Below are 16,821 nucleotides of genomic sequence, written 5' to 3' on the forward strand. Positions count from 1 at the left end.
CACATCGCGTTACTTCGGCTGCATCCGGATTGCCCCGTCCAGGCGGATGACTTCGCCGTTGAGCATCGGGTTATCGAAAATCTGCTTCACGAGCATCGCGTATTCGTCCGGCTTGCCGAGGCGCGGCGGGAACGGGACCATCGCGCCGAGCGCATCCTGCCGGTCCTGCGGCATGCCGAGCAGCATCGGCGTCTCGAAGATGCCCGGCGCAATGGTCATCACGCGGATGCCATCCCGCGACAGGTCACGCGCGACCGGCAGCGTCATGCCGACGACACCGCTCTTCGATGCCGCATAGGCCGCCTGACCGATCTGTCCGTCGTACGCCGCCACCGACGCCGTGTTCACGATCACGCCGCGCTCGCCCGCGCCGTTCGGCTCGTTCTTCGACATGACGCTGGCCGCTAGCCGGATCATGTTGAAGGTGCCGATGAGATTCACCGCAACGACCTTGCTGAAAAGATCCAGCGGATGCGGCCCGTCGCGTCCGACCGTCTTCGATGCCGGCGCGATGCCCGCGCAGTTCACGAGTCCGCGCAGCGTGCCGAGCTTCGTCGCGGCATCGACGGCTTTCTGCGCGTCGTTCTCCTGGCTCACGTCGCACTTCACGAATTCGCCGGACAGTTCGCGGGCGAGGGCGACGCCCGCGTCCTCGTTCATGTCGGCGAGCACGACCTTGCCGCCGTTCGCGACAACGAGCCGCGCGGTGGCCGCGCCAAGACCCGACGCGCCGCCGGTGATCAGAACGACGTTGTCCTTCATCTCCATCTTTTTTCTCCGTCTTTGATCGAATTTGTGAGGCTTCGCATCGAGTGTAGCGAATCCGGGCGTAAAAAAACCCGCTCGTTTGGAGCGGGTTTCTTGCCCTGCGTGCGACGCTTTACTTCAGCGCTTCGAACACGCGCGCGCGGATTTCATCGACGGAACCGAGGCCCGAAATGCGGCGATATTCCGGCGCCTTCAGCCCGTTCGACGGACCGCTTTTCGCCCAGTCGTTGTAATAGGCGATCAGCGGCTTCGTCTGCGCTTCGTACACGTCGAGACGCTTCTTCACCGTCTCTTCCTTGTCATCCTCGCGCTGAATCAGCGGCTCGCCGGTGATGTCGTCCACCATGTCGTTCTTCGGCGGATTGAACTTGACGTGATACGTGCGGCCCGATGCCGAATGCACGCGGCGCCCGCTCATGCGAGTGATGATCTCGTCGAACGGGACGTCGATTTCAAGCACGTAGTCGATGACGACGCCCGCCCTTTTCATCGCTTCCGCCTGCGGAATGGTGCGCGGAAAGCCGTCGAACAGATAGCCGTTGGTGCAGTCGCTTTCGAGCAGACGCTCTTTCACGAGATTGATGATGAGTTCGTCCGGCACCAGTTCGCCCGCGTCCATGAAGCGCTTGGCCTCGATGCCCAGCGGCGAGCCGGCCTTGACGGCCGCACGCAGCATGTCGCCGGTCGAGATCTGCGGGATGCCGAACTTTTCCTTGATGAAGTTTGCCTGGGTGCCCTTGCCCGCGCCGGGCGCGCCCAACAGGATCAAACGCATGGTGATATCTCCGAATCGTCTAGAAACCGCTCGGCGCGAGGGGATGACATCCGGTAGCGACGCTCGTGCGGCGTCGACGACAGGGCGGCGCGGCCGATTCGACAGGCGGCGCGGCACCCGCGGACAGCGGCGCAACGTTGAGCGTGGCGCTGACCGGGAGGCTCGCGCAATCGCTTGATTATGCCACGGCTCATTACGATCGCGGCCCTAATAGCGAGTATGGAAACAGCTATGACGCCCGTCGCGCGGGCGTTTGGCGGGGTTTACACCGGTTGCGCGATGCTTTCAGTTCGCCCCGGCAAAGAGCGCCTGAACGCGCGCGAGATCGGCGGGTGTATCGACGCCGGGCGGCGGTGCGTCATGCGTGACGCGGACCGCGATGCGTTCGCCGTGCCACAGCGCGCGCAATTGTTCGAGCGCTTCGGCTGCTTCGATGGGCGCTTGCGCGAGATTGGGGAAGCCGCGCAGAAACTTCGCGCGATACGCGTATAGGCCAATATGCCGCAGCACGTTTTCGGAAACGGCCGGTAGCGCGGAGAGTGCGGCGACGTCGGGCCACTGCAATTGCCACGCGTCGCGGGACCATGGAATCGGTGCGCGCGAGAAGTAGAGCGCGACGCTGTTCGCATCGAGCACGACCTTGACGACGTTCGGATTGAACACGTCGGCGGGATCGTGGATACGATGCGCCGCCGTGGCGATCGCGCATTCGCGGTGCGCCGCCAGATGCGCGGCGACATCGCGCACGAGTTGCGGGTCGATGAGCGGTTCATCGCCCTGCACGTTGACGACGATCGCGTCGTCGTCCCAGTTCAGGCGCGTCGCGACTTCGGCGAGGCGGTCGGTGCCGGTCGGATGATCGGAGCGCGTCAGCATCACTTCGATACCGTGATCGCGCGCCGCTTCGACGACGCGGTCGGAATCGGTCGCGACGAGCACCTGGCTCGCGCCCGCTGCGCGCGCCCGCTCGGCGACGCGCACGACCATCGGCTTGCCGCCGAGATCGGCGAGCGGCTTGTTCGGCAGCCGCGTCGATGCGAGGCGCGCGGGAATGACAGCGATGAACGGCACGGACATGGCGATGACCCGGTTCCGCTTACGCGTCGCCGACCGGCTTCAGCGGCTCGACTGGCGTGCCTTCGACCGTCTGACGCGCTTCGTCGACGAGCATCACGGGAATGCCGTCGCGGATCGGATAGGCGAGCTTGTCCGCGTTGCAGACGAGTTCCTGCGCCGCGCGGTCGTAATTGAGCGGACCCTTGCAGATCGGGCAGACGAGGATTTCAAGCAGACGTGCGTCCACGGAGTTTCTCCACAACGAGAGCGATGAGGCGAGGCCTGAGCACGGCCTGCACGGGAACGACCCAGATGCGCGCATCGCGCCAGGCCCCGAATTTTACTGCATCCTTCTCGGTGATCAGGATGGCGTCGGCCTCCACGGCGGCGAACGGATTCTCGCGATACGAGTAGTGATCCGGAAAGGCGCGCGTCGCCGGCGTGATGCCCGCCGCGCGCAGCGTCGCGAAGAATCGCTCGGGCGAGCCGATGCCGGCCGCCGCGACCACCTTCTCGCCCGCGAACGCGGCGAGCGGCCGGCGCATGGCGGGATCGTCGAGCAGCCAGGCGTCGCCCGATTCGAGTTCGAGCGCGAAGGTATTCGGCCACGGCGGCAGCGTGCGGTCATAGGGGCTGTTGATGAGCGTGGCGTCGCGATGGCGCGACATCGGCTCGCGCAACGGCCCGGCGGGCAGCAGGAAGCCGTTGCCGCCGAGCCGGTCGTCGAACACGACGAGCTCGAACGCGCGGGCGAGGCGATAGTGCTGCAGGCCGTCGTCGCTGACGAGGACATCGACGTTCGGATGCGCCTGCAACAGCGCACGCGCCGCCGCGACGCGGTCCGGGCAGACGAACACCGGCGCGTGCGTGCGCCGTGCGATCAGAAGCGGTTCGTCGCCGACCTGCGCGGCCGCGCTCGACGGCGTGACGCTCGTCGCCTCCTTGATCTTCGCGCCGTATCCGCGCGAGACGACGCCGGGCTGGAAGCCCGCCGCCCGCAGCGCCTCGACGAGCGCGATCACGGTCGGCGTCTTGCCGGTCCCGCCGACGGTCACGTTGCCGACGACGACCACCGGCACGCCCACATCGACGCGCTTCATCCAGCCGAGTTCGTAGAACGCGCGGCGCGTCGCGGCGATTGCGCCGAAGATGCAGGCAAAGGGCGTCAGCGCCCACGCGACGGGACCGCGCCGGCGCCACTCGCGGGCGAGAAAATTTTCGATCGGCGGCTTGAAGTCAGACATGAACCGCCCTTGCATGAGCATGCGGCAAAGACTTCGGATACGGCAGGGCGCGCAACGGCAACTCCTTCGATGTCGGTCTCTCGTTGAACGGTTCGACCGGCGCTGCCCGCCCAAAGGTCCAGCCAGGGGGCGGCGCGCCGGTGCACGAACCCGGCACTCTAGCGCGCGAGCGGTCTGCGCGCCAGTCGCCGCGCGACGCAAGCAGTCTGTGGATAACTCTGTGAAGAACTTGCGCCGGAAAAGGCGCTAAACGGCTTCAAGCAAGAGTTGCTTCGGCGCACAGCATGGTCAGCGATATTTAACGCATCAAAATCAATGGGTTGCAACGAACTCATCAGCTTCCAAGGGCGGCGTCGATTGCGCTTCGGTAAGTCTTTCTGTGTGGACACTTGTTACACTGGCACGCATCCGGCCGCACGAAGACACTGCCTCGGCCCGCTTTCATCGACTCTCAGCCATGACTCCCGACTCCTTGCCGACGCCAGGCGGCGACGCCGTCATTCCCGTTTCCGTCCTCAATCGCGCGATCGGCACGATGCTCGAACGGTCGTTTCCGCTCGTGTGGGTATCGGGCGAAGTATCGAATTTCACGCGCGCGGCGAGCGGCCACTGGTATTTCTCGATTAAGGACGCCAATGCGCAGATGCGCTGTGTGATGTTCCGCAGCCGCGCGCAGTACGCCGAATTCACGCCGCGCGAAGGCGACAAGATCGAAGTCCGCGCCCTCGTGACGATGTACGAGCCGCGCGGCGAGTTGCAACTGGGCGTCGAAGCGGTGCGCCGCACGGGCCAGGGCCGTCTGTACGAAGCGTTCCTGCGGCTCAAGGCCCAGTTGGAGAGCGAAGGACTCTTCGCCGCCGAGCGCAAGCGCAGTTTGCCGACGCATCCGCGCGGCATCGGCATCGTTACGTCGCTGCAGGCGGCGGCTTTGCGCGATGTGCTCACCACGCTCGCACGCCGCGCGCCGCATGTGCCGGTGATCGTCTATCCGGCGCCGGTGCAGGGCGCGGGCGCCGGCGCGAAGCTCGCCGCGATGGTCGAAGCCGCGAACGCGCGGCGCGAAGCGGATGCGCTCGACGTGCTGATCGTGTGCCGTGGCGGCGGGTCCATCGAAGACCTGTGGGCGTTCAACGAGGAAGTGCTCGCCCGGGCGATCGCCGCGAGCGAGCTCCCGGTGGTGAGCGGCGTCGGCCACGAGACGGACTTCACGATCGCCGATTTCGCCGCCGATGTCCGCGCGCCCACGCCGACCGGCGCGGCCGAACTCGTCAGTCCGCAGCGCGTGCTGTTGTTGCGCGAGCTGGATCATCGGCACGCGGCGCTGGCACGCGGCTTTGGCCGGTCGATGGAGCGCCGCGCGCAGCAACTCGACTGGCTCGCGCGCCGGCTCGTGAGTCCGGCGGAGCGGCTTGCACGGCAGCGCGTGCATCTGCGGCAACTGGCGAGCAGGCTGGCGGCGGCGGGCGGGCGGCCGGTGCGCGATGCGCGTGCGCGGTTCGCGCTCCTGCAGTATCGATGGGCGCGCAGACGTCCTGATGTCGCCGCGCAAAGCGAGCACGTGCTGCGGCTGGCGGGGCGTCTCAGGAACGCGAGCGAGCGTCGCCGTGAGCGCGAGAAGGCGTGTTTGTCGGAGCTGTCGGCGCGCTTGCAGGTGCTCAGTCCGCAGCGCACGCTCGAACGCGGCTATGCGGCATTGATCGACGCGCAAACGGGCCGTGCGCTGCGTGCGCCGAATGCGCTGAAGCCGAAGCGGCCACTTACGGTGCATCTCGCGGAAGGATCGGCGGATGTGTTGCTGGCCGATGTCCAGCCGCGCCTGCCGGACGAATTCTGAAGCGGACGCGGCGCATTTTTGACGTGTCGAGCGATGCGCCGGCACGTCGCCGCGAGCACTTTTTACGCCGCTTTTAGCGGTATGAAAGCGATCTTCCTCATAAAGGCTGGCGGTTTGCGGGGTTATCCCAACTCGCCTACAATCCATTGCTCCACTGCTTCACTCCTCACAGTCCCACAATTCACATAGAAAGGAAGCTCGCAATCATGGAACATACGCTCCCGCCGCTGCCGTTCGACAAGAACGCGCTCGCTCCGCACATGTCGGAAGAAACGCTCGAGTATCACTATGGCAAGCACCACCAGACCTATGTGACCAAGCTCAACGAGCTGATCAAGGGCACGGAATTCGAGAACCTGTCGCTCGAAGAGATCGTGAAGAAGTCGTCGGGCGGTGTGTTCAACAACTCGGCTCAAACGTGGAACCACACGTTCTTCTGGAACAGCCTGTCGCCGAACGGCGGCGGCGCGCCGAGCGGTGCGCTGGCTGACGCCATCAACGCAAAATACGGCTCGTTCGACAAGTTCAAGGAAGAGTTCGCGAAGGTCGCCGTGGGCACGTTCGGCTCGGGCTGGACCTGGCTCGTGAAGAAGACCGACGGTACGCTCGACATCGTCTCGACGAGCAACGCCGCCACGCCGCTGACCACCGACAGCAAGCCGCTGATGACGCTGGACGTGTGGGAACATGCGTACTACATCGACTATCGCAATGCGCGTCCGAAGTTCATCGAGGCTTTCTGGAACATCGTGAACTGGGACTTCGCCGCGAAGAATTTCGGCGCCTGAGTTCGCTGTAGCGTTGGTTCAAAATCGGCTTCGCGATGATGCCGGTTGAAGCGAAGAAGCCCTCTGCGCGAGGGCTTTTTTGCGCCCGTTCGGCGCGTGGCGCGCTTTTGCGAGACGATTAAAATACCGGTTTCATCGCAACACGATCGCATCATGAAACGCTTCGCAGCCTTATGCCTCACGGCCTGGTCGGCCGCCGCGCTGCTTTACTTCGGGCGGCATTCGGCCGCCTTCATCGTGCTGTCGGGCGTGCTCGTGCTGGCGGGCTTCGATCTGCTGCGGCCCGATTCGAACGAGAGCGCCTGAATTAGAGCTTCTTCGCAAGACAACGATCCGAACTTGCTTCGGACAGCTTGCGTTGAAGATCACCGCCGCCGCGGCGTCGATTCCCAGTTGATGTCCACGCACAACACCTGCAAGCCAAACGGCGTCTGCGCGGCGATCGACGCCGTCACGCACAAGTGCGCTTCATTGATCGACAGATACGGCGCGGTCAGATGCACGCGCCCCGGCGCGCGCAGCGCCTCGATGAAGTACGGTCGGCGTTCCCAGCTCGCGCCTTCCGAATGCAGCAGCGGACTAAACCGCTTAGCGCGCTGCGACGTCCGCACCACCGGCACGACGTTATCGCCGATCTGCCGGCCCGCGTGATCGAGCAGGAAGCAGCGCGCCGTATCGGCCAGTTGCAGCAGTTCGCTCGTCGCGGAAGTCAGTGCTTCGCCTTCCATCAGCCTGACCGCCGCACGCTCGAGCCCGCTCACGTACGGCTCGAGACGCGTCGCTTGTGCGCGCTCGCGGGCCACGACGCGTTCGCGCGACGCCGCCGACAGCGCATCCATCGTGCTCGCCGCGACTTGCGGATGCACCGCGTCCACGCTCGGCTGCGCAAAGTACGCGCCCTGCACGAAATCGACGTTGCATTCGAGCGCGATCAACGCGTCGCGCTCGGTCGTGAGGCCGCCCATCAACACGAGCTGCCCCGATTCATGCAGCAGCGACACGAGCCGCGGCAGCACGCGCTCGATATGCGAATGCTCGGTCGCTTGCTGAAGGATGCAGCGGTCGAGCGTCACGATGTCGGGCCGCAAATGCCATACGCGATCGATGTTCGAATGCTTGACGCCGAAGCCATCGAGCGCGATCAGAAAGCCGGACTTGCGCAGCGAATCGACGATTGCGGTGAAACGCGCCGTCTCGCCGCCGGCCTGTTCAGGCACTTCGAGCACGACGCGCTGCGGCGGCAAGCCAATGTCCTTCAGCGCGGCGAGAAGCGCATCGCCGTAGCTCGTGTCCATCAGTGCGGCGGGATGAAGGCTCAGGAAAAGCCATTCGTCGTGGCTGTCGAACGCGTTGAAGTTGCCCAGATGGAGCGACTCGGCGAGCCGCCCGAGCTCGAGCAGATCGCCGCGCCGCGCGGCCTGCGTGAAAACCTCGTGCGACGGCACATGGCGATGCGTATCGTCGCGCGCGCGCAGCGACGCGTGATAGCCGATCGCCCGCCTGTGCGACACGGAGAACACCGGCTGAAACACGCTGAAGACCGTGTATTCGCCGTACAGCACGGTGCGACGCGAGCCGTCGTCGCCGGCGACAGGGCGCGGCGGCTGGAAGCGGGGAGGGTCGATATCAACCATGCTCATGGTCTGGGCGCGCGGGAACCGGCTTATTGGGATAGAGGGAGTTTACAAGATCGGGCGTCCGACCGTTCGAGCAAAAATCATGCGAATGCACGGAGCGGTGCGTGGGGTGGACAAGCCGATGAATCAAGCGTCATGCGAGCGTCGCGTCGCGGTGCGAATGGCACCGGCGCGGTGCGGCGCGCACATCGGAATGGCGGATACACGCGAGGCTCCGTACGGCACGCGTTCAATTGGATTCCGACGGGTCCGGCTTCCTCAATGTCCCCCGCACTTCCGGCGCGAGTTGGCCGAAGATCCACGCGGTCGCCGCCGTGATCACGCCGACGCAAAGGAAGGTCGCGTGGAATGCGGGCAGCGAGTTCGTCTCGGTGACGCGCGGCAAAAGCCCGGTGAACGTCGACAGGATCGCGCCGGCGACGGTCACGCCGAGGCTCATCGACAGCATCTGCACGAGCGAAAACAGGCTGTTGCCGCTGCTCGCGCCGCCGGTGCCGAGGTCCTTGAGCGTCAGCGTGTTCATCGCGGTGAACTGCATCGAATTGACGGCGCCGAACACGGCCAGTTGCACGAGGCGCAGCCAAAGCGGCTGATGCGCGCTCGTCAGCGCGAAGCTCGCCATCATCAGGCCGACGAGCACCGTGTTCACCACCAGCACTGGCCGATAACCGTACCGTTCGATCAGCCGCGTCACGAGCCGCTTGCTCAGCATGCCGGCGGCAGCGACGGGCAGCATCATCATGCCGGCTTCGAATGCGGAATAGCCGAGGCTCACCTGCAGCAGCAGCGGAATCAGATAAGGCATCGCGCCGCTTCCGATGCGGGCGAAGAGATTGCCCAGCAAGCCGACGCTGAACGTGTGAATCTTGAAGAGATCGAGCGAGAAAATAGGCTGCGCGGCGCGCGTCGCGTGCAGTCCATACGCGATGAAGCAGCCGAAGCTCAGAATCAGCAGCACGAGCACGATCGCGTGTTGCAGGCCGAGATCGGCGAGGCCGTCGAGCGAGATCGTCAGCGCGACCATGCCGACCGCGAGCAGCAGATAGCCCGCGAGATCGAAGCGCGGCGTCGCGGGATTGCGGCTGTCGGGCATATACAGATTCGTCGCGATGCAGCCGATCACGCCGACCGGCACGTTGATCAGAAAGATCCAGTGCCACGACGCGATCTGCACGAGCCAGCCGCCGAGCGTCGGTCCGATGAGCGGCCCGATCAGCCCCGGAATCGCGACGAACGCGAGCGCGGACAGATACCGTTCCGCCGGAAACACGCGCAGCACGGCGAGGCGTCCGACGGGCAGCAGCATCGCACCGCCGATGCCCTGCACGACGCGATAAGCGACCAGCGCCTGCAGCGATTGCGCCTTCGCGCACAACAGCGAGCCGATGGTGAACACGAGAATCGCGCTGAAAAACACGCGCTTCGTGCCGAGCTTGTCCGCGAGCCAGCCGGATACGGGAATCATCATCGCCATGGTGAGCGAGTAGGCGATCACGACGCCCTGCATGCGCAGCGGCGCCTCGCCGAGACTTCTGGCCATCGCGGGAAGCGCGGTATTGACGATAGTCGAATCGAGCGTCTGCATGAAGAAGCCCGTCGCGACGAGCCACAGCATGATGGAGAGCGATCGGTCGTCGGGCTGCGCTGTGGCGGTATCGGTCATGAGCGGGGCGGCGTTATTTGCGCAGTTCGGCCACGAAGTCGTAATACTCGTTGCGACAGTAGGTATCGGTGAGCTCGATGGCGCGCTGATCGGCGGTATAGCCGACGCGCGTGATCAGCAAGAGCGCGTCGTGCGGCGCGATGCCCATTTGCTCAGCAATCTCCGGGCTCGCGTTCACGGCGCGGAAATGCTGGAGCGCGCGCACGATCGATAGGCCGTGTGCATCGAGATAACTGTAGAGCGAGTCGCCGATGGAAAGCGGATCGGGGACGAGCGAGGCGGGAAAGGTGGAGTTCTCGACGGCCATGACGGTGTCGTCGGCGAGACGCAGGCGCTTGAGGCGCGCGACGGCGGCGGCGGGCGACAGTCCAAGCTGAATGACCTCTTCGCGATTGGCCGGTTCGATGGTGCGCGAGAGCCACTTCGAACTTGGCTGGAAGCCGCGCCGCCGGAGCATCTCCGAGAAGCTCGACAGACGCGAGAGCGGGTCCTCGTAGCGTGGCCGGATGAAGCTGCCTGCACCCTGTTCGCGTCGGATGAGCCCTTGTTCGACGAGCAGTGCGATGGCCTTTCTCGACGTGATCCGCGATACCCCGAGCGCCTCGGACAGCACGCGTTCGGACGGCAACGCTTCACCGGCGTGCCAGCGGTTGTCGTGAATGGCGGTGGCGAGCTTGCGGGCGAGTTGGAGATAAAGCGGCGTGTCGCTGTCCGGGTCCGGGCGCAAGTCGCGCCAGCGGTCTTCCGAGGTCGAGTTCATAAATCGGACGCTGTGGGCTAAGCGGGGATTTTAAGACAAACGGTGGACGCAAAGGGGCGGGCGATTGCGTCGTTTGTCGATGAATGCATGGGGGAGACGCATCGGTGCGACAGGAGGCTGGCGCATCTTGCGATGCTTCAGCAAGTAGGTGACGCGACTGGAGAATCGAGACGCTCTGCGGAAGCCGACCGAATGTTCGTCAACCGAGAAAGACATCGCCGGTTAAATCGATGCCTGCCCGCAAGAAGTATCGTGATGATGCCGATCTCATCGCGCATGCGCCCGGCGCGATTTCGCGAGCGCGCGACAGCGGCATCAGCGCGAGGTGTCGGCTACAAAGACGCAGATGCCGTCAAGCCGTCGCCGCCCCGCCCACACCCCGGCCACCGCGCACATAAAGCGCAACCGACAACGCCACCGCCGCCGCAGCAGCGACCGCCGCGAACAGAAACACCGATCCATACCCGAACTCGCCTGCGACATACCCCGCGAGCGGCCCGGTCAATCCGAGCGACAAATCGAGGAACACGGAATACGCCGACAGCGCCGCGCCCCGGCTCGCGGGCGGCACGAGGCCAACCGCTTCCACGCCTAGCGCCGGGAACACGAGCGCGAAGCCGCATCCCGTCAACGCCGCACCCGCGAGCGCAAACGTCGGGTCCGCCGAGAGCCACAGCATCAACAGCCCAGCGCACTCGAGCGCGAAAGAGACGATCGCCACGCGAAATCCCCCGTAAGCCTTGATCGTGTTGGCGAACAAGAGCCGCGCGCCGACGAACGTCGTGCCGAACACCGTCAGCGACAGCGCCGCGTTCGGCCAGTGATGCGCCGCATAGAACAGCGTGATGAAGGTCGCGATCGATCCGAAGCCCGCCGATCCCAGCGCAAGGCCGAATCCATACGGCAGCACGCGGAAGAACACGCTGCGATACGACATCCGTTCGCCATGCACGACCGGCACGCTCGCCATGCGCGTCGCGAGCCAGTACCCGAGCGCGCCGAGCGCAATCACGATCAGCGCGAGCGCACCGAAGCCCAGCGAGTGATCGATGGCGACGCCGAGCGGCGCACCGATCGCCAGCGCGCCATACGTGGCGATCCCGTTCCACGAGATCACCTTCGCGTTGTTCGCGACACCCACGCGCCCGATGCCCCACGTAATCGATCCCGTTCCGACCCAGCTTTCCCCGAAGCCGAGCACGAGCCGCGCGATGACCAGCAGCACGAGGCTCACCGCATGCCATTGCGCCGCGAGCGCGGAGCCGAGCAGCAGCACGCCGCTTGCCGCGCACGCCGCCAGCCCGTAAAGCACGGTCTTCTTCGGCCCGAGCGTGTCGGCGGTGCGGCCTGCCAGCGGCCGCGAGACGAGCGTCGCGAAGTACTGGACGCTGATCGCCGCGCCGGCCATCACCGATCCATAGCCGAGGTCCGTATGCACGAAGCCGGGCAACACGGCGAGCGGGATGCCGATCGTCAGGTAGCAGAGGAACGTGTACAGCACGACCGAGACGATGCGTAGAGTCACAGCCAGGTCGCTTTGCGGGGCGGCCGCAGTGCGGGAGTCGGAGGACATAGGGAAAGTGCGGGGTTGAATTCGGCGGGAAGGCGTGATTCTCCCATATGTTGCGGCGCAGCGTCGCGGTCGTTTTGTAACTGGATAGTCCAAACCGGCGATGCGGTCGATCGTTCGCTTTCCGCCTCTTCGTTGCCGGATAAGGCTTTCGGGACTTATCGCAACGCCAATATGTCGTTCATGCAATGCCGGCTATGGGTCGCGGATTTTGGCAGTGATAGGTTTCGAACCATCGAGGCGGTAGGACCAGTCTGAAAATGAGTCCACCGACCTCACCGCCACCGGCTGCGCACCCCGCGCAACCAGCAAGCCGCATGAAGCCCCGCGAGACACGATTCCATGAGCGAGCCCATCCGTTTCTATCATCGCAATGCCATCCGCGAAATCAGCGGCGCGTCGACGACGCGCACCGTCCTGCAATACCTGCGCGAAGACGCGCGCTGCACCGGCACGAAGGAAGGCTGCGCCGAAGGCGATTGCGGCGCGTGTACGGTCGTCGTCGGCGAGCCGGACGGCGCGGGCGGCGTCGCATTGAAGGCGGTAAACGCGTGCGTGCAGTTCCTGCCGACGCTCGATGGCCGCGCGCTCTGCACCGTCGAAGACCTGCGCCAGCCGGACGGCTCGCTGCATCCGGTGCAGCAGGCGCTCGTCGATTGCCACGGTTCGCAATGCGGCTTCTGCACGCCTGGCTTCGCCATGTCGATGTTCGCGCTCTACGAGAAGCACGGCCACGCGAACGCGACTTGCGCGCACAAGCCGCCGCCGTCGCGCCAGGAAATCAGCGACGCGCTGACCGGCAATCTGTGCCGCTGCACGGGGTATCGCGCGATCATCGATGCCGCCGAGCGCATGTTCGATCACGCGCCGCTCGCGCCGCTCAACAAGGAATCGCTGGCAAAGACGCTCGCTACGCTTCAGCGCGACGACACATTCCACTACGAGCACGCCGGCCGCGAGTTCGACGCCCCGCGCACCCTCGAAGCCCTCGCGAAGCTCAAGGCCGGGAAGCCGAACGCGCGCCTGCTCGCGGGCAGCACGGACGTCGGCCTGTGGGTGACGAAGCAATTGCGCGATCTCGGCGATGTCATCTACATCGGCCAGATCGAGGCGATGAAGCGCGTCGAGACGACGGATGAGTGGATTGAAATCGGCGCGGGCGTGACGGTCGAGCGCGCGTATGCCGAACTCGTGAAGACGTATCCCGAACTCGAGGAAATGTGGCTGCGCTTCGCGTCGCTGCCGATTCGCAACGCAGGCACGCTCGGCGGCAACGTGGCGAACGGCTCGCCCATCGGCGACTCGATGCCCGGACTCATCGCGCTGAACGCGCGCGTCGTGCTGGCGAGCATCGACGGGACCCGCGAGATGCCGCTCGAAGACCTGTACATCGCCTATCAGAAGAAGGACATGGCCGAGCATGAATTCGTCGCCGCGATTCGGGTGCCGACGCGCACGGGCAAGCGTGCGAACCTGCGCTTTCGGACCTACAAGCTTTCGAAGCGCTTCGATTCCGACATCTCCGCCGTCTGCGCCGCGTTCGCCTATATCGCGGATGGCGACGTGATCCGCGAGCCGCGCATCGCGTTCGGCGGCATGGCGGCGACGCCGAAGCGCGCCGCGCGCGCCGAAGCCGCGCTCGCCGATGTGCAATGGCACGAAGCGACTGCGCAAGCCGCGATGCGCGCGCTCGCCGACGACTACGCGCCGCTCACCGACATGCGCGCGTCGAGCGGCTATCGGCTCGATACGGCGAAGAGCCTGCTGTACCGCTTCTGGCTGGAGACGCGTCCGCACGATCCGCTCGCGAAATCGAAGCTGGATGTACGCGCGATCGAACTCGTCGAAGTGAAGTGAGGATATCGAAATGAATCAGCAAGCCGAAGCCTTTCTCGCCGAAGCGCAATCCGCCGCCGACGCCGCCGGCGATTTCAAGCAGGTCCATGTGTCGCGTCCGCACGAGTCGGCGCATCTGCACGTCAGTGGCCGCGCAAGCTATACCGACGACATCCCGCTCGTTGCGGGCACGCTGCACGCCGCGCTTGGCCTGAGCCCGAAGCCGCACGCGAAGATCGTTTCGATGAACCTCGACGCCGTGCGCGCGACGCCGGGCGTCGTCGCCGTCTTCACCGCCGACGATATCCCCGGCGTCAACGATTGCGGCCCGATCATCCATGACGATCCGATTCTTGCGCCGGGCGTCGTGCAATACGTCGGCCAGCCGATGTTCGTCGTCGTCGCGAATTCGCACGATACGGCGCGCCTCGCCGCGCGTCGCGCGGATATCGCGTTCGAGGACTTGCCCGCCGTGCTCACCGCCGAGGACGCGCGGCGCGCGCAATCGTATGTGCTCAATCCGCTGAAGCTCGCGCGCGGCGATGCGCGCGGCACGATGTCGAAAGCCACGCATCACGAACGCGGCGCGATGAAGCTCGGCGGACAAGAGCAGTTCTATCTCGAGGGGCAGATTGCGTACGCGGTGCCGAAGGACGACGACGGCATGCACGTCTATTGTTCAACGCAGCATCCGACGGAGATGCAGCATCTCGTCGCGCACGTGCTCGGCGTGCAGTCCCATAACGTGCTCGTCGAGTGCCGACGCATGGGCGGTGGCTTCGGCGGCAAGGAATCGCAGTCGGGGTTGTTCGCGTGCTGCGCGTCGCTGGCGGCGTGGAAGCTGTCGTGCCCGGTCAAACTGCGCCCCGATCGCGACGACGACATGATGATCACCGGCAAGCGCCACGACTTCGTGTACGACTTCGAGGTCGGCTATGACGATGACGGCGTGATCGAAGGCGTCGCCGTCGACATGACTTCGCGCTGCGGCTTCTCCGCCGATCTCTCGGGCCCGGTGATGACGCGCGCCGTCTGTCACTTCGACAACGCGTACTGGCTGCCTAACGTGGCGATCGAAGGATTTTGCGGCAAGACGAACACGCAGTCGAACACCGCGTTTCGCGGCTTCGGCGGGCCGCAGGGCGCGTTCGGTATCGAGTACATCATCGACAACATCGCGCGTTCGGTTGGCCGCGATTCGCTTGATGTGCGCCTCGCCAATCTCTATGGCAAGACAGAGAACAATCGCACGCCGTATGGACAGACGGTCGAAGACAACGTGCTGCACGAACTCATCGGCGAGCTTGCGGCGACGAGCGAGTATCGACGCCGGCGCGAAGCCGTGCGCGAGTTCAACGCCAACAACGAGATTCTGAAGAAGGGCCTCGCGCTCACGCCGGTGAAGTTCGGCATCGCGTTCAACGTGACGCACTTCAATCAGGCCGGCGCGCTGGTGCATATCTATACCGATGGCTCCATCCTCGTGAACCACGGCGGCACGGAGATGGGGCAGGGCCTCAACACCAAGGTCGCGCAAGTGGTGGCGCATGAGCTGGGCATCGACTTCGTCCGCGTGCGCGTGACGGCGACCGATACGAGCAAGGTGGCGAATACGTCGGCGACGGCGGCATCGACGGGAACGGATCTCAACGGCAAGGCCGCGCAGGATGCGGCGCGTCAGTTGCGCGAGCGGCTTGCGTCGTTTGCGGCGGAGACGTTCGGCGGCGGCGCGGTATCGGCAGCGGAGGTGCGCTTTGCGAACGATCGCGTGATCGTCGGCGATGACGCGATCCCGTTCGGCGAAGTCGTCGCCAAGGCGTATCTCGCGCGCGTGCAGTTGTGGTCCGATGGCTTCTACGCGACGCCCAAGCTGCACTGGGATCAGGCGACGATGCAGGGCCGCCCGTTCTTCTACTACTCGTATGGCGCGGCCGTGTCGGAAGTGGTGGTCGACACGCTGACTGGCGAGATGCGCGTGCTGCGCGCGGATGCGTTGCACGACGTGGGGGCATCGCTGAATCCGGCGCTGGACATCGGGCAAGTGGAGGGCGCGTTCGTGCAGGGCATGGGCTGGCTCACGACGGAGGAACTCTGGTGGAACGATAACGGCAAGCTGATGACGCACGCGCCGTCCACGTACAAGATTCCGACGGTGAACGACATGCCCGCCGACTTCCGCGTGTCGCTGTTCAACAACCGGAATGCGGAGGACAGCATTCATCGCTCGAAGGCGGTTGGCGAGCCGCCGCTTCTTCTGCCGTTCTCGGTGTTCTTCGCGATTCGCGATGCGGTCTCGGCTGTGGGCGATCACAAGGTGAATCCGCCGTTGAACGCGCCGGCCACCGCGGAGGAGATTCTTCGCGCGGTGAATGCGGTGAGGAGCGCGCGGTCATGATGCACGTCGTCTTGTTCGGCGCGGGCCACGTCGGCCATGCGCTTGCCAACGTGCTCGGGATGCTGCCGTGCGTCGTCCAATGGGTCGATGCGCGCGACGAGCTGTTCCCCGACGAGGTTCCTGCCAACGTCCAGATCGAAGCGACGGATGCGCCAGAGGCTATCGTCGACGAAGCGCCTGCCGGGGCGTATTTCATCGTGATGACGCACGATCATTCGCTCGACTTCGCGCTGACGCAGCGGATTATGCGGCGCCGGGACTTCGCTTACTTCGGGCTGATCGGGTCGAAGACGAAGCGCGTGAAGTTCGAGCGGAGACTGGTCGAACGTGGATTGGCGCCGGAGCGGTTGCAGGAGATGACGTGTCCGATCGGAGTCGAAGGAATCGCCGATAAAGCGCCGCCGTCGATCGCGCTGGCCGTGGCGGCGGAGGTGTTGCGGGTGCGGGAGGCTGTGCGCGCATCAGTGACGATGCGCGCGGTCGCGTAGGAATTTG

General features: G+C 65.1%; 15 protein-coding genes. 6 read left to right on the forward strand and 9 right to left on the reverse strand.

Annotated features, from left to right (window positions below):
- Positions 1–9: 9 nt before the first annotated feature.
- The 5 genes from BG57_RS21560 to lpxK form a co-directional block, all read right to left on the reverse strand.
- Positions 10–768 (reverse strand): 3-hydroxyacyl-CoA dehydrogenase, encoded by a 759-nt coding sequence (locus BG57_RS21560; RefSeq protein ID WP_035967904.1) that lies wholly within the window; start codon positions 766–768, stop codon positions 10–12.
- A gap of 112 nt (positions 769–880) precedes the next feature.
- Positions 881–1,543 (reverse strand): adenylate kinase, encoded by a 663-nt coding sequence (gene adk / locus BG57_RS21565; protein WP_035967905.1) that lies wholly within the window; start codon positions 1,541–1,543, stop codon positions 881–883.
- Positions 1,544–1,828: 285 nt separating this feature from the next.
- On the reverse strand, positions 1,829–2,620 hold the full coding sequence (kdsB, locus tag BG57_RS21570) for a 3-deoxy-manno-octulosonate cytidylyltransferase (protein ID WP_035967907.1): 792 nt from the start codon (positions 2,618–2,620) through the stop codon (positions 1,829–1,831).
- Positions 2,621–2,639: 19 nt separating this feature from the next.
- Entirely contained in the window at positions 2,640–2,846 is a 207-nt protein-coding gene (locus BG57_RS21575; RefSeq protein ID WP_035967908.1) for a Trm112 family protein, read from the reverse strand.
- Positions 2,827–3,843, reverse strand: coding sequence for a tetraacyldisaccharide 4'-kinase (gene lpxK, locus BG57_RS21580; RefSeq protein WP_035967941.1), 1,017 nt, complete (start codon positions 3,841–3,843; stop codon positions 2,827–2,829). The genes BG57_RS21575 and lpxK overlap by 20 nt, the downstream gene beginning before the upstream one ends.
- 457 nt (positions 3,844–4,300) lie before the next feature.
- Here lpxK and xseA point away from each other — a divergent pair, with 457 nt between their 5' ends.
- The 3 genes from xseA to BG57_RS33375 all read left to right on the forward strand — a co-directional run bounded on the left by xseA (position 4,301) and on the right by BG57_RS33375 (position 6,771).
- Positions 4,301–5,677, forward strand: coding sequence for an exodeoxyribonuclease VII large subunit (gene xseA / locus BG57_RS21585; RefSeq protein ID WP_035967909.1), 1,377 nt, complete (start codon positions 4,301–4,303; stop codon positions 5,675–5,677).
- Positions 5,678–5,883: 206 nt separating this feature from the next.
- Positions 5,884–6,465, forward strand: a complete 582-nt coding sequence (gene sodB, locus BG57_RS21590) for a superoxide dismutase [Fe] (protein WP_035967910.1) — start codon at positions 5,884–5,886, stop codon at positions 6,463–6,465.
- Positions 6,466–6,618: 153 nt separating this feature from the next.
- Positions 6,619–6,771 carry a hypothetical protein gene (locus BG57_RS33375; RefSeq protein ID WP_035967911.1) on the forward strand — a complete coding sequence of 51 codons (153 nt, stop codon included), beginning with the start codon at positions 6,619–6,621 and terminating at the stop codon, positions 6,769–6,771.
- Between the two features lie 59 nt (positions 6,772–6,830).
- Here the strand turns inward: BG57_RS33375 and BG57_RS21600 are convergent, their stop codons facing one another.
- The 4 genes from BG57_RS21600 to BG57_RS21615 all read right to left on the reverse strand — a co-directional run bounded on the left by BG57_RS21600 (position 6,831) and on the right by BG57_RS21615 (position 12,098).
- Entirely contained in the window at positions 6,831–8,105 is a 1,275-nt protein-coding gene (locus BG57_RS21600) for an EAL domain-containing protein (RefSeq protein WP_035967912.1), read from the reverse strand.
- Positions 8,106–8,331: 226 nt separating this feature from the next.
- On the reverse strand, positions 8,332–9,765 hold the full coding sequence (mdtD, locus tag BG57_RS21605) for a multidrug transporter subunit MdtD (protein ID WP_035967913.1): 1,434 nt from the start codon (positions 9,763–9,765) through the stop codon (positions 8,332–8,334).
- A gap of 13 nt (positions 9,766–9,778) precedes the next feature.
- Positions 9,779–10,525, reverse strand: coding sequence for a GntR family transcriptional regulator (locus BG57_RS21610; protein ID WP_035967914.1), 747 nt, complete (start codon positions 10,523–10,525; stop codon positions 9,779–9,781).
- A 352-nt stretch (positions 10,526–10,877) separates the two neighbouring features.
- On the reverse strand, positions 10,878–12,098 hold the full coding sequence (locus BG57_RS21615; protein ID WP_035967916.1) for an MFS transporter: 1,221 nt from the start codon (positions 12,096–12,098) through the stop codon (positions 10,878–10,880).
- A 339-nt stretch (positions 12,099–12,437) separates the two neighbouring features.
- Between BG57_RS21615 and xdhA the strand changes: the two genes are divergently transcribed.
- Genes xdhA through xdhC form a run of 3 tightly spaced genes read left to right on the forward strand, consistent with a single transcriptional unit; the run spans position 12,438 to position 16,814 of the window.
- The gene (xdhA, locus tag BG57_RS21620) at positions 12,438–13,952 is read left to right on the forward strand and encodes a xanthine dehydrogenase small subunit (RefSeq protein WP_035967917.1); all 1,515 of its coding nucleotides are present in this window, start codon (positions 12,438–12,440) and stop codon (positions 13,950–13,952) included.
- Positions 13,953–13,962: 10 nt separating this feature from the next.
- Positions 13,963–16,326 carry a xanthine dehydrogenase molybdopterin binding subunit gene (gene xdhB, locus BG57_RS21625; protein ID WP_035967918.1) on the forward strand — a complete coding sequence of 788 codons (2,364 nt, stop codon included), beginning with the start codon at positions 13,963–13,965 and terminating at the stop codon, positions 16,324–16,326.
- Positions 16,323–16,814 carry a xanthine dehydrogenase accessory protein XdhC gene (gene xdhC / locus BG57_RS21630; RefSeq protein WP_035967919.1) on the forward strand — a complete coding sequence of 164 codons (492 nt, stop codon included), beginning with the start codon at positions 16,323–16,325 and terminating at the stop codon, positions 16,812–16,814. Before xdhB ends, xdhC begins: the two co-directional genes overlap by 4 nt.
- Positions 16,815–16,821: the final 7 nt, after the last annotated feature.

Origin of the sequence: Caballeronia grimmiae, from assembly GCF_000698555.1 — a bacterium.
GTDB classification, from domain to species: Bacteria; Pseudomonadota; Gammaproteobacteria; order Burkholderiales; family Burkholderiaceae; genus Caballeronia; species Caballeronia grimmiae.

Excerpts from the sequence above, each read along its gene's own strand:
- BG57_RS21615 (WP_035967916.1), bottom strand. The coding sequence starts at position 12,098 with ATGTCCTCCGACTCCCGCACTGCGGCCGCCCCGCAAAGCGACCTGGCT.
- lpxK (WP_035967941.1), bottom strand. The coding sequence starts at position 3,843 with ATGTCTGACTTCAAGCCGCCGATCGAAAATTTTCTCGCCCGCGAGTGG.
- kdsB (WP_035967907.1), bottom strand. The coding sequence starts at position 2,620 with ATGTCCGTGCCGTTCATCGCTGTCATTCCCGCGCGCCTCGCATCGACG.
- adk (WP_035967905.1), bottom strand. The coding sequence starts at position 1,543 with ATGCGTTTGATCCTGTTGGGCGCGCCCGGCGCGGGCAAGGGCACCCAG.
- xseA (WP_035967909.1), top strand. The coding sequence starts at position 4,301 with ATGACTCCCGACTCCTTGCCGACGCCAGGCGGCGACGCCGTCATTCCC.
- mdtD (WP_035967913.1), bottom strand. The coding sequence starts at position 9,765 with ATGACCGATACCGCCACAGCGCAGCCCGACGACCGATCGCTCTCCATC.
- BG57_RS21610 (WP_035967914.1), bottom strand. The coding sequence starts at position 10,525 with ATGAACTCGACCTCGGAAGACCGCTGGCGCGACTTGCGCCCGGACCCG.
- sodB (WP_035967910.1), top strand. The coding sequence starts at position 5,884 with ATGGAACATACGCTCCCGCCGCTGCCGTTCGACAAGAACGCGCTCGCT.
- xdhA (WP_035967917.1), top strand. The coding sequence starts at position 12,438 with ATGAGCGAGCCCATCCGTTTCTATCATCGCAATGCCATCCGCGAAATC.
- xdhC (WP_035967919.1), top strand. The coding sequence starts at position 16,323 with ATGATGCACGTCGTCTTGTTCGGCGCGGGCCACGTCGGCCATGCGCTT.
- BG57_RS21600 (WP_035967912.1), bottom strand. The coding sequence starts at position 8,105 with ATGAGCATGGTTGATATCGACCCTCCCCGCTTCCAGCCGCCGCGCCCT.
- BG57_RS33375 (WP_035967911.1), top strand. The coding sequence starts at position 6,619 with ATGAAACGCTTCGCAGCCTTATGCCTCACGGCCTGGTCGGCCGCCGCG.
- xdhB (WP_035967918.1), top strand. The coding sequence starts at position 13,963 with ATGAATCAGCAAGCCGAAGCCTTTCTCGCCGAAGCGCAATCCGCCGCC.
- BG57_RS21560 (WP_035967904.1), bottom strand. The coding sequence starts at position 768 with ATGGAGATGAAGGACAACGTCGTTCTGATCACCGGCGGCGCGTCGGGT.